The 12,466-nt window shown below is 33.0% G+C and carries 9 protein-coding genes; 8 read left to right on the forward strand and 1 reads right to left on the reverse strand.

Annotation, left to right across the window (positions count from 1 at the left end; genetic code table 11):
• Positions 1 to 99 precede the first annotated feature (99 nt).
• From WNY78_RS12270 to WNY78_RS12305, 8 genes are all read left to right on the forward strand, one after another.
• On the forward strand, positions 100 to 1,161 hold the full coding sequence (locus WNY78_RS12270) for a FecR domain-containing protein (protein ID WP_342873499.1): 1,062 nt from the start codon (positions 100 to 102) through the stop codon (positions 1,159 to 1,161).
• A gap of 123 nt (positions 1,162 to 1,284) precedes the next feature.
• The gene (locus tag WNY78_RS12275; protein WP_342873500.1) at positions 1,285 to 4,584 is read left to right on the forward strand and encodes a TonB-dependent receptor; all 3,300 of its coding nucleotides are present in this window, start codon (positions 1,285 to 1,287) and stop codon (positions 4,582 to 4,584) included.
• 4 nt (positions 4,585 to 4,588) lie between these two features.
• Positions 4,589 to 5,917, forward strand: a complete 1,329-nt coding sequence (locus WNY78_RS12280) for a RagB/SusD family nutrient uptake outer membrane protein (RefSeq protein WP_342873501.1) — start codon at positions 4,589 to 4,591, stop codon at positions 5,915 to 5,917.
• 12 nt (positions 5,918 to 5,929) lie between these two features.
• The gene (locus WNY78_RS12285; RefSeq protein ID WP_342873502.1) at positions 5,930 to 7,294 is read left to right on the forward strand and encodes a PKD domain-containing protein; all 1,365 of its coding nucleotides are present in this window, start codon (positions 5,930 to 5,932) and stop codon (positions 7,292 to 7,294) included.
• 11 nt (positions 7,295 to 7,305) lie between these two features.
• Positions 7,306 to 8,439, forward strand: a complete 1,134-nt coding sequence (locus tag WNY78_RS12290) for a PKD domain-containing protein (RefSeq protein ID WP_342873503.1) — start codon at positions 7,306 to 7,308, stop codon at positions 8,437 to 8,439.
• 1 nt (position 8,440) lies between these two features.
• Complete coding sequence (locus WNY78_RS12295; protein ID WP_342873504.1) at positions 8,441 to 9,286, forward strand: cyanophycinase; 846 nt, start codon at positions 8,441 to 8,443, stop codon at positions 9,284 to 9,286.
• A 1-nt stretch (position 9,287) separates the two neighbouring features.
• Positions 9,288 to 10,610 (forward strand): M20/M25/M40 family metallo-hydrolase, encoded by a 1,323-nt coding sequence (locus tag WNY78_RS12300; RefSeq protein WP_342873505.1) that lies wholly within the window; start codon positions 9,288 to 9,290, stop codon positions 10,608 to 10,610.
• 17 nt (positions 10,611 to 10,627) lie between these two features.
• Positions 10,628 to 11,908 (forward strand): T9SS type A sorting domain-containing protein, encoded by a 1,281-nt coding sequence (locus WNY78_RS12305; RefSeq protein ID WP_342873506.1) that lies wholly within the window; start codon positions 10,628 to 10,630, stop codon positions 11,906 to 11,908.
• A 112-nt stretch (positions 11,909 to 12,020) separates the two neighbouring features.
• Here WNY78_RS12305 and WNY78_RS12310 read toward each other — a convergent pair whose 3' ends face one another.
• Positions 12,021 to 12,422 carry a hypothetical protein gene (locus tag WNY78_RS12310; protein ID WP_342873507.1) on the reverse strand — a complete coding sequence of 134 codons (402 nt, stop codon included), beginning with the start codon at positions 12,420 to 12,422 and terminating at the stop codon, positions 12,021 to 12,023.
• Positions 12,423 to 12,466: the final 44 nt, after the last annotated feature.

Consider the following 12,466-nt stretch of genomic DNA (forward strand, 5'->3'; position numbering starts at 1 on the left):
TTTTTTGTCTATGTTTTTTATACATCTGACTTATTATAATAAAGGCCATTGGGTTTTTATATTTTAATCAGTGTTCCAAATCACAAAGGTTTAAGACAAATGAAAGACAATACTTCTCTAAACATGAATTTTAATGAGATCTCAAAAGAAGAGAAATCTCAATTAAAACATAAAATCACAAACTCTATACATGTTCACAAGCAAAAAAAGCGTCGTATAAAATATGCTATGAGCTTAGCTGCAGCTTCGATAGTGCTCTTGTTTTCAATAGGTGTTTTTAGTTATATGAAACAAGATTTTTCTCCAATAGAGAAATTTGTTAATACAACAAAAGATCAAGGTGACTCAAATGAGGTAAAGCTTATTTTAAATAATGTAAAGGATGTTGAAATAACCGAAAAAGATTCCGCAATTACATATTCTAATAATGGTCAAAATGTTTCACTCGGAAATTCTAAAACTATAAGTCAAGAGCTTTCAAAAGCGAATCAAGTTATCTTTAATACCTTAATTGTTCCTTATGGTAAACGTTCAGAAATTGTATTATCTGATGGAAGTAAGGTTTGGCTTAATTCTGGTTCAAAATTAGTGTTTCCTGCTTCATTTTCCGAAGATAAGAGAGAAGTCTATCTAGAAGGTGAAGCTATTTTTGAAGTGACTCACAATAAAAAACAACCGTTTGTAGTGAAATCAAAAGATCAAGATATTGAGGTATTAGGTACCGTATTTAATGTGAGTAATTACGCTGATGATGATTCTATATTCACAGTGCTTAAAAGTGGAAGCGTTCAAATACATTATAAGAATGATAATCTAATTTCTTCTAAAAGTCACTTGAAAATAACTCCAAACACATTAGCAGCTTATAATAAAAAAGATAAGACTATGCATTCAAAAACAGTTGAGGTAGAAACTTATTTTTCGTGGAGAGATGGTGTTTTTATATTTAAAAATGACGCTTTAAAATCTATTATGAAAAAATTGTCAAGATATTATAATGTAGATATTATCATTAATGATGACAATTTATCTAACCAAACATTCTCAGGATACTTAGATGTAAATGAAGATTTAAATCACGTATTGCAAATCATTAATGAGGCAGAAACGTCTCCCTTTACATATAAACTGACAAAAAACAATCAACTAATCATAAATTAAAAAACGAGCTATTATGAAACAAAATCAGTAGAAATGAAAAACTAGAAGATGCGCCAACACCTTCTAGCTTAAAAAATTAACACAACTGCATGAAGCAGTAATATTAACCACTAAAACAAAATTATGAATAAAAATAAGAACCTTTGTGCTTTTGAACGCACAAAGCCTTTAAGATACTATTTGGTAAATATTATGAGAATCTTTCTATTATTAATAACCATTGGTTTAAGTACTGCTTTTGCGAATACTTCAAATGCACAGACTAAAATAGATGTAAACGTAAGTAATGTAACTTTAGAAGAATTATTTAAAGATATACAGAGCAAAAGCGAGTTTATATTTTTTTACAAAGATGATGTATTGAAATATAATGTGTCATTAAATCTTAAAGACGCAACAATCTCTACAATTTTAGATACTGCATTGGCTGGTACTAATTTAACTTATAAAGTAGATGAAAGGCAAGTTGTGATTAAAGAAGATGTGAATGCAAAAGAACAATCTAACACATCTAAAAATAATCAACAGAAAAAAACAATCAAAGGAAAAGTCGTTGATGATACGGGAATGCCATTAGTTGGTGCGACAGTAATGGTTAAAGGTGCCAATACTGGAGTGATCACAGATTTTGATGGTAATTTTGTATTATCGGTTCCTGAAGACACAACAACATTAATCATTTCTTATTTAGGGTATTCTCCTCAAGAAGTTGATATCACTGGTAAAACTACAATTGATGTTAAAATGATACCAGACAATGCTACCTTAGATGAGATCGTAGTAATTGGATATGGTACAGAGAAAAAAGCATTATTGAGTGATGCTGTAACCTCTATCAGTTCTAAGCAAGTAAAAGATTTGCCAGTATCTTCAGTTGATGGAATTCTTCAAGGTCAGGCAGCAGGAGTGCAAGTGCAACAAAATTCTGGAACTCCTGGTGGAGAAATGTCAGTTAGAATACGTGGATTGAGTTCAATTAGTGGCTCTAACCAACCACTTTATATTATTGATGGTATTCCGGTTACTACTGGTAATTTTGGACAAATTGGTTATTCTGGTCAAGGCTCTAGTGCACTAACAGATTTAAATCCGAGTGATATAGAATCTATTAGTGTTTTAAAAGATGCATCTGCAACTGCAATTTATGGTGCTAGAGGTTCAAACGGTATTGTATTAATCACAACAAAACGTGGTAAAGAGCAAAAATCAGTAGTTAATGTCAATGTGTATTCTGGAGTACAACGTGCTTGGAATAAGTTAGATATGCTTAATGCCAGAGAATGGATGGAGTATAGAAATGATCTTACTAATAGTACTGTTTTTACTGAAGAACAAATGAATAACATCACTGTAGATACAGATTGGCAAGATGTTATTTTTAGAAATGCGCAAGTAAATAGTTATGAGTTATCCACTTTAGGAGGTTCAGAAAAGACTCAGTTTTTTATTAGTGGAACCTTTTTTGATCAAGAAGGCATTTTAATAGGTACAGATTATCAAAGAATAAATGGTCGTGTTAATGTAGATCATCAATTATCTGATAAGGTGAAAATTGGAACAAGTGTTGGTTTAACCTACGCAAAAACAAATCGTGTAGAAAGCGATCAAACATTACATGGTCCTTTACCTAATGGGATTTCTACACCAGCAATATATTCGGTGTATAATGAAGATGGAACTTACAATCAAAACGGTCCATATTCTAATGCTGTATCTATTGCTAACGAAGCTATAAATCAAAACTTTTCTTATAGAACGAACTCAAATATCTATTTAGACTATAAAATTTTTGATGACTTAACATTTTCGTCAAAATGGGGAATTGATTTCTTAAACTTTAGAGAGCATGCTTATGAATCTACTAAAACAGTTCAAGGTGCAAAATATAATGGCTTAGGTTTTGAAACTTATAGTAACGTTTCAAATATTGTATCTAATAACTTATTAAAGTATAATAAGAAAATCAACAATCATAAATTTGAAGCTTTAGTAGGTTATACTTTTGAAAAGTACCAATATAGATCTTCATTTATTAGAGGACAGGATTTTGCTGATGATAATTTAGAATATATAAGTTCTGCTTCAACGATAGTTTCGGCTAGTGCTAATGCTTCAGATGCTGGAATTAGATCGTATTTAGGAAGGGTAAATTATAATTTTGATGATAAATATATTCTTGCAGTTTCTGGTCGTTTTGATACATCAACCAAATTTGGAGAAAATAATAGAACCGGATTTTTCCCAGCTGCATCTGTAGCTTGGCGAGTTTCCGAAGAAAGCTTTTTGAAAAATCAAGAGTTCATTTCAGAGCTTAAATTAAGAGTGAGTTATGGTCTTACAGGAAATGATGATATTAGTCCGTTTTTGTTTTCAGAACTCTACGGAAATACTTCTTATGGTGGCCAACCAGCAATTTATCCAAGTAATATCCCAAACCCAGATTTAAAATGGGAAAGTACTTCTCAGTTTAATTTAGGACTTAACATCGGACTTTTTGACGACAGAATTAAAGTAACCGCAGACTACTATAATAAACAAACTAAAGATTTATTACTAAGTAGACCGTTGCCTTCTAGTTCTGGTTTTTCTTCAATTACTGAAAATGTAGGTCGTGTAGAAAATAAAGGAATTGAAATCTCAATTGCGACTAATAACTTTATTGGTGACAACTTTACTTGGGATACAAATTTTAATATTTCGGGTAACCGAAATAAAGTGTTAGAACTTTACAATGGTCAACCTATTGATGATATTGGTCGTGGAGGAAATAGAATTATGGAAGGTCAACCTATTGGGATTTTCTACAGCTATGAATCTCTAGGAGTTGATCCTTCTACAGGTGATATTGTATATGCAGATACTAATTTTGATGGTGAAATCACATCAGCAGATAGAACAATAGTTGGTAATCCACATCCCGATTTTATTTTCGGATTAACAAATAACTTTTCCTACAAAGGCATCGATTTAAGCATCTTTTTACAAGGATCTTATGGTAACGATGTGTTTAATGGATCTAGATTGTTCTTAGAATCTTTACAAGGAGGAGATAATCAATTAGCAGCAATTACAAGGCGTTGGCAACAACCTGGAGATATTACAGATATTCCACGAGCAACCACAGATCCTATTGCATCTGCACAAAATAAACGAGTGTCATCAAGATTTATTGAAGACGGTTCTTATATGAGAATTAAAAATGTAACTCTTGGTTATACAGTAGATAAAAAAGTGATGGATAAAACTATGTTTACGAGTTTACGAGTGTATGTAAGTGCACAAAATTTATTCACGTTCACAAAGTATACTGGTTTAGATCCAGAAGTAAATTATAGAGGTGATGATAACTCTGTAATTGGTACAGATTTCTTCACGTATCCACAAGCACAAACAATCACAATAGGTGCTAATTTAAAATTTTAACGACATGAAAAAGATAATTTTTATAACCCTAATTTTATGTACAGCACTTTCGTGTGATGTATTGGATGTAGAACCTCAAAATTCTATTTCTGCGGAACAAGCATTTAACACTAAAGATGATATAGATAAAGGAATTTTAGGAGCTTATGCATCGTTTCAGAGTTTAAGTTACTACGGAAGAACATTCGGAATATTTTCAGACCTAGCTGCAGATAACCTATCTCATCCTCTCGATGCAACTGCTACAGCGTACGCAGAAGTTGATAATAATAGTATTTTACCAGAAAATGGATCGGTAGATGGAATTTGGAGTATTGCTTATGATGGCATCAATGTCGCTAATAATGTCATTGTTAAAGTACCAACTATCGAAGATATGATAGAAGAAGAAAGAAATGAAGCCTTAGCAGAATTGTATTTCATTAGAGCTTTAAATCATTTTAATCTGTTAAACTATTTTGGAGGTGTTCCAATAAAAGTTGCACCAACCGTAGGTGTTGGAAATTTAGATGCTCCTAGAAATACTAAAGAAGAAGTGTATAACCAAATCATTAACGATTTACTCTTTTCTGTCGAACATCTTCCTGCATCAGGAGCAAAAATTAGAGCGTCTAAAGCGGCTGCAAAAGCGTTATTAGCAAAAGTGTATTTATATAAGAGAGACTATCCTTTAGCGATTTCAATGGCTTCGGAAGTGATATCAGATGGTGGTTACACATTACCAGATAATTATCGTGATGTATTTGAAGATGATGAATCAGACGAATCTATTTTTGAAATATCATTTTCAGAATTAGAGAGAAACCGTATCGCAGAGTATAATTTTCCTACTTCACTTAACGGAAGAAGAGAGGTTGAACCTTCACAAGATTTATTAGATGCTTATGAAGCTAATGACGAAAGATTTGAAGGTAGTATTGCTTTTGAAGGTGATAAGGCTTACGCTATTAAATATGACGATTTAAGTTTAGGAACTGGGAATTTTATTGTGCTAAGATTAGCAGATATGTATCTTATTAGAGCAGAAGCAGAAGCGAGTTTGCCTAATCCGATAGTATCATCTGTTCAATCAGATATCAACGAGATTAGAGTTCGTGCAAATTTGCAACCAACGTCAGAATCGTCAATAACTCAACTACTCAGAATTATTGAAAATGAAAGACGCATAGAATTTGCTTTTGAAGGTCAACGTTGGTTTGATCTTGTAAGAACAGATCGTGCCATTGCTGTATTGCCAAATGTAAATAGTACAAACCAAATGCTTTTTCCAATACCTACAGACGAAATTCAAACCAATAACAGTCCAGGAATGACTCAAAACCCTGGATATTAAAAACGACTCATCATGACAAATATAAAATTTATGACAACTAAATATTTCAACTACATTTTTATAGTCCTTTTATCTTTCACATTTTTTACTTGTGAAGACGACGATACTGTGCCACCACAATCTCAAGCAGAGTTTACTGCTAGTGCAACTCAAGTTGCGGTTGGTGAAGAAATTCAGTTTACTAATAATTCTCAAAATGCTACAGCGTATGCGTGGAGTTTTGGAGATGGTACAACATCAAATCAAGTATCGCCAAGAAAAACGTATGAGACGAGTAATGTCTTTTTAGTGAGCTTAGTGTCTACTGGAGCTGGAGGATCTACAATTTCTAATTTAGAGATTACAGTAACACCAGCAAGTTTGTTTTCCGTAGAAAATGAAGAAGATCTTATTGCAACAATACCAGTTCAATTTGTAAATACATCTGCTGGTGCTGATAGTTATTCTTGGAATTTTGGTGATGCAGATAACTCGACGTCTACCGAAGAAAATCCAATGTTTGCTTTTCCAACAGCAGGAACATTTACAGTAAGTTTAACAGCAAGTAGCGCTTTTGGTTCACAAACATTTACAAAAGATGTTGTTATTGGTGTTGCACCAGAAAGTCCAGCCGAATTATATTATATGGCTATTGGAGATGAATATGTGAGAAAACTAATTTTGGATGGATCAGGAACTGTTAATGATGTTTATAATGCTGTTGGTAAAGGTGGTGTTGGTATGGCTTATGACGAAGTAAATGAGAAATTATATTTTAGTGATTTTGATACCTATCCTTTTGGAAATATCTGGAGAATGAACCTTGACGGAACAGGAATTGAAGCTATTGCGACCAATATTGGTGATCCTTATGCAATTGCTTTAGATGTTGCTGGAAACAAAATTTACTGGGTGGATGATGATGGCAATGTGTCAAAAGCTAATTTAGACGGTTCTAATCCAGAAATCGGATTCTTTAATGTGCCTGGAGTGAATTGGAGAGCAATTTCTTTAGATATTGAAAATGGCAAAATGTACGTTTATGATGTGAATATTGAAGAGATTTATGAAGTTAATTTAGACGGAACAAATCCGAATGTTATTATCACAGGAAACTATGGTTATGCACTTTTAGTTGATACCGTAAATGACAAAATTTATTTCGATGATCAAAATGATGATTTGCTTAAAGTAGCTAATCTAGATGGATCAAATATTCAAACTGTAGATGCAGAAGGTACAAGAATTTATGGGATGCAAATTGATCATGAAGCTGGAAAATTATATTGGTCTGGTCGTGACTCTGGAGAATTGTACAGTGCTAATTTAGATGGTTCTGATCGTGTAGTGTTAAGAACAGGAATTGCAAGCCCAAGAGGAATTGCATTAATAAAATAAAATGTATACAGATGAAAAATTTAATTTATATAGTCATAATACTGTTTACGGTTGGAATGTTTCAATCATGTTCTGATGATGATTTTCCGGTACCACCTGCGAGTACTGTGCCTCAATTTACATTTGTAATAGATAATGACGAGTTTGCACCTGCAACCGTAACATATACAAATAACTCTATCGTGCCAGATAATGTTGGTACAGCTACGTTTTATTGGAATTTTGGAGATGGAGAATCTACTTCCGAAGAAAATCCAACGCATTTATATACTGAGCCTGGAGCTTATAATGTGAATTTGGTGGTGACAACGTCTGAGTCCTTAGAAATAAATGAAATCACAAAAACAGTGGTTATTAAAGATCCTAATGCAACAGGAGTTCCTATTTATTTTATTGATGGTGTTCAGGTTTATCAAGGATTGATAAATACACAAGCTCCAATTTTTACACCTTTAAATGGAGTGGTAGCACAATCGTCTTACGGAATGGTGATTGATAATGTAAACAACAAACTTTACATTAGTGATTATGGTGGAAATAAAATTTACAGATCTAATTTAGATGGCAGCAATTTTGAAGACTTTAGAATTGGCGTCGATGCACCTAACGGAATGACTATTGATTATCAAGAAAACCAAATTTATTGGGATACCAGTTCTGGGATTCAAAGAGGAAATATTGATGATACAGATGTGAATCAAGTAGAAGATTTTGTAACAGGTCAAGCTAATGATCCTGACGGATTGTCAATAGATTTAGTGAACAGAAAACTGTATTGGGTGAATTATAATGGAGGCGTTTGGGTCAAAAATTTAGATGGTACAGGCGAATCTGAATTAATTCCAGATGTTGAAGGCGGAAGTATGTTAGTTATTGGTAATAGAATTTTTTATGATGAATATGTGGCTTCTGGTGATATTAGATTAAAATCTGCAGATTTAGATGGTACAAACGTTACAACGATTGCTGTTAATATTGGTAGAGTTGTTTATGGTATAGGTTACGATGCTAACGAAAACAAAATTTATTGGGGAGATCGTAATACTGATGTGATGATGAGAGCTAATTTAGATGGTTCAAGTCCAGAAGCATGGTTTACTCATACAGGAGATACAAGAGGAATTGTTATTGGTGAATTAGAGTAACATGATACTAAAAAAAATAATATTATTTAGTTTGTTTTTTGGGCTAGTTCTGCAAAGTAGTGCTCAAAATTCAGAAGCAAAAGGAAAACTATTTATCATAGGTGGTGGCTCAAGACCAGCATCTATGGTAGATCGTATTGTTAAAGAATCTGGCATTGATAAAAGTGGTTATGGTGTTGTGTTACCAATGTCTAGCTCTATTCCAGATTCTTCTGCTTATTATGCGACTAATCAATTCTATAAACAAGGTATTACAAATGTTTATGGGTTGAATTTTATTAAAGATGAAAAATTAACTTCATCAAAATTAGATTCTCTTCGGAATGCAAAACTGATTTATATTTCTGGAGGTGATCAAAGCAGATTTATGGATATTGTTGCAGGAACAGATATTGAAAAAGTTATTCATGAAGCCTACAAAAATGGATCGCTAATAGCAGGAACAAGTGCTGGAGCTGCTGTTATGAGTAAGATGATGATAACAGGAACCGAATTAAAACATCCTAAATATGCTTCTACCTTCAGGCATTTAGAAACTGAAAACATAGACACAAAAACAGGTTTAGGTCTCATAACGACTATTATTGTTGACCAGCATTTTGTAAAACGTAGTAGATACAATCGTTTGTTAACAGCAATAATTGAATATCCTGAATTAGTAGGAATTGGGATTGATGAATCAACTGCAATTTTAGTAACTAGCGATTCTATGGAAGTTGTTGGAGAGTCACAAGTTATCGTTTTTAAAAATCCAGATAAGTCCAAAAACACATTTAATGACAAACTAGGTACTCAAGGTGTAATATTGAATATATATTTGCCAGGAGAAACATTTACAATAGATTAATATGATGATTTTAAAATTCAATTATAAAAGTTTAGTTTTTACAGCACTTTTTTGCTTTTCACTTTTAGGTTTTTCTCAAAATAATAAAAAGGAAAAGAAGATTATAAAAGCTGTAGATAATCATACAGATAGTGCTATTCAACTGATAAAAAAATCAGTGAATATGAATAGCGGTACAATGAATTTTGAAGGTGTTAGAGCTGTAGGAAGTCTGTTTCAAAAAGAACTTGATAAATTAGGTTTTAAAACAGAACTCACTAATGGAGACGCTTATGGTAGAGCAGGACATTTAATAGCAACTAGAAAAGGAAAAAAAGGACCAAAATTTCTTTTAATCGGTCATTTAGATACCGTTTTTGAATTGGAAAGTCCGTTACAAGAATACACCATGCTCAACGATTCTATCATGAAAGGTCCAGGAGTTGCAGATATGAAAGGTGGTGATGTTATTATCATTTTAGCAATGCAAGCGCTTGAAGAAGCAGGTGTTTTAGATGATATGTCTATAGAAATTGTCATAACTGGCGATGAAGAAAAAAGTGGAGATCCATTAGAATTGTCTAAAAAAGATTTGATTGATGCAGCCAAACGATCAGACATTGCTTTAGGTTTTGAAAATGGAGATAACAATCCTAAAACAATAGTAGTAGCTCGAAGAGGTTCTGCAGATTGGGAATTGAGAGTTACTGGTAATCCAGCACATTCGTCACAAATTTTTACTGAAGATATAGGAGCAGGAGCAATATATGAAACCTCAAGAATTCTAAATGAATTTTACCTTCAACTTTCAAAAGAGAAGGACTTAACGTTTAATCCAGGATTTATTATTGGAGGTACAACCTTAAAGCCAGATGCAGACGAAACTGGAGGTCATGCTTTTGGGAAAACAAATGTAGTCTCGCAAGAAACTATTGTTAGAGGTGATTTAAGAGCAGTATCTTTAGATCAATTAATAAAAGCTAAAGAAACAATGAGAAAAATTGTTTCAGATAACTATCCAAAAACGAATGCTGAACTTATTTTTGGTGAAGGTGCTTATCCACCATTAACTTTAACTAAAGGAAATACGCAATTGTTAGAGTATTTTAACACAGTGAGTCAAGATTTAGGTTTTGGATCAGTAACTGCTGTAAATCCTAGAAATGCTGGAGCAGCAGATATCTCATTTACTTCAGAATATGTAGACATGGCAATTGATGGTCTTGGACTTACAGGTGGAGGAGGAGACCATACTATTAATGAAACTGGAAATTTAAATACTGTCGCTACTCAAGCAAAAATAACAGCAGTATTAATGTACAGATTAGTAAATTCTAAACTGTAATAAATCAAAAAAAAACAATGAGAAAAATTACACTACTATTTTTATTTAGCTTACAATGTGTTGTAGCTCAAAATTATACCGAATATCATACAGGTAGCTCTACAGATGTGACAACAAATCATCAACCAGGAGCTTGCTTAATGGGTGGAGCATCAGAACACGATAATGCAATGATTTGGTTTTTAAATAAAGCAGATGGAGGAGATGTTGTCGTACTTAGAGCATCTGGAAGTGATGGTTATAACGATTATTTTTATACAGACTTGGGTGTTACAATTAATTCAGTAACCACATTTGTGATTGATAATGCAGCAGGAGCAACAGATCCTTATGTTCTACAAAGCGTAGCAAATGCAGAGGCAATTTGGTTTGCTGGAGGCGACCAATACGATTATGTGAGCTATTTTAAAGACAATGCAATGGAAGATGCACTCAATAATTTTGTTAATGTAAAACAAGGTGTTATTGGTGGTACTAGTGCTGGTTTAGCAATTTTAGGAGGTTCTTATTTTTCTGCTCAATATGGAACACTTACTACTGAAGTTGCATTAAGTAATCCTTATCACCCAAGAGTAGCTATAGGAGAAAACGATTTTTTAAATATTCCATATTTAAGCAATGTCATCACAGATTCTCATTACGATGATCCAGATAGAAGAGGTCGTCATAGTGTATTGTTAGCAAGATTAGCAACAGATAATTCTGCTCGTTCATTTGGGATTGCTTGTAATGAATACACAGCAGTTTGTATAGAGCCAGACGGGAAAGGTTATGTCTATGGAGATTATCCAGCATATGATGAATTTGCTTATTTTTTGCAAGCTAATTGTGTGACAGATTTTGAACCAGAAACTTGTGTTTCAGGTACGCCTTTAACTTGGGACAGAAACAACGAAGCAATTAAAGTATATAAAGTGCCTGGTACAAATACAGGTGTTAATTATTTTGATTTGTCAAATTGGGAAACCGGAAGTGGAGGCGAATGGAGAAACTGGTCAATTGAAGCAGGAACTTTTACTAGCACTGCAGGAGCTAATCCGCTTTGTGGAGCTTTATCAGTTGAAGATTTTGAATTGGCTAGCATCAAAGTATTTCCTAATCCTTTTGAAGATACCATTCAGATTTCTTCGGAAAAGGAATTATTAGAGATTCAAATCGTTGATATTTTAGGGAATTCTAATAGAGTAAAGTTAAATGCAGATTATACTATTGACACGTCATCTTTAAGTTCTGGTATTTATTTTTTAAAACTAAAAACAGATACAACAGTTCAAACCTTTAAACTTGTTAAAAAATAATGTGTTAGAGTAATTTAACTTTTCTAATGTATAATTACAGCTTAATGTAATCCAATAAAAAAAGGTCTGATTTTCATCAGACCTTTTTAATGTTTAAGATTAGGGTTTAATCTTAGTTATCTTTCAATTTGTCAGCAGCATTGTTTAATGCTTTAGCTCCTTTTTCTTTTGCATCATCAGTAGTTTTGTTAACCGCATCCTTAGCATCTTTAGCTAAATCTTCAGCTCCTTCTTTTACAGAATTTGCACCATCTTTAATAGCATCTCCAGCAGAATCAACAGCTTCACCTGCAGCATCCTTAGCATCTTCAGCTCCTTCTTTCACAGCGTCAATACCATCTTCAATAGCATCACCAGTTGCATCAGCAGCATCTTCAATAGCATCTCCTGCTTCATCAGCAGCATTTTCAATTGCGTCTGCAGCATTTTCTGCTCCTTCTTTTGTTTCTCTACATGATGTTACAGACACGACAAGTGCCAATACTAATGCGATGTTTAAAATCAATTTTTTCATTGTAATAGTTTTAGTGTTAATTATTGTTCAAAATTAATATTTAA

It is taken from the genome of Psychroserpens sp. AS72, from assembly GCF_038900375.1.
In the GTDB taxonomy this organism is placed as follows: domain Bacteria; phylum Bacteroidota; class Bacteroidia; order Flavobacteriales; family Flavobacteriaceae; genus Psychroserpens.

Excerpts from the sequence above, each read along its gene's own strand:
- WNY78_RS12280 (WP_342873501.1), top strand. The coding sequence starts at position 4,589 with ATGAAAAAGATAATTTTTATAACCCTAATTTTATGTACAGCACTTTCG.
- WNY78_RS12270 (WP_342873499.1), top strand. The coding sequence starts at position 100 with ATGAAAGACAATACTTCTCTAAACATGAATTTTAATGAGATCTCAAAA.
- WNY78_RS12290 (WP_342873503.1), top strand. The coding sequence starts at position 7,306 with ATGAAAAATTTAATTTATATAGTCATAATACTGTTTACGGTTGGAATG.
- WNY78_RS12300 (WP_342873505.1), top strand. The coding sequence starts at position 9,288 with ATGATGATTTTAAAATTCAATTATAAAAGTTTAGTTTTTACAGCACTT.
- WNY78_RS12275 (WP_342873500.1), top strand. The coding sequence starts at position 1,285 with ATGAATAAAAATAAGAACCTTTGTGCTTTTGAACGCACAAAGCCTTTA.
- WNY78_RS12305 (WP_342873506.1), top strand. The coding sequence starts at position 10,628 with ATGAGAAAAATTACACTACTATTTTTATTTAGCTTACAATGTGTTGTA.
- WNY78_RS12285 (WP_342873502.1), top strand. The coding sequence starts at position 5,930 with ATGACAAATATAAAATTTATGACAACTAAATATTTCAACTACATTTTT.
- WNY78_RS12295 (WP_342873504.1), top strand. The coding sequence starts at position 8,441 with ATGATACTAAAAAAAATAATATTATTTAGTTTGTTTTTTGGGCTAGTT.
- WNY78_RS12310 (WP_342873507.1), bottom strand. The coding sequence starts at position 12,422 with ATGAAAAAATTGATTTTAAACATCGCATTAGTATTGGCACTTGTCGTG.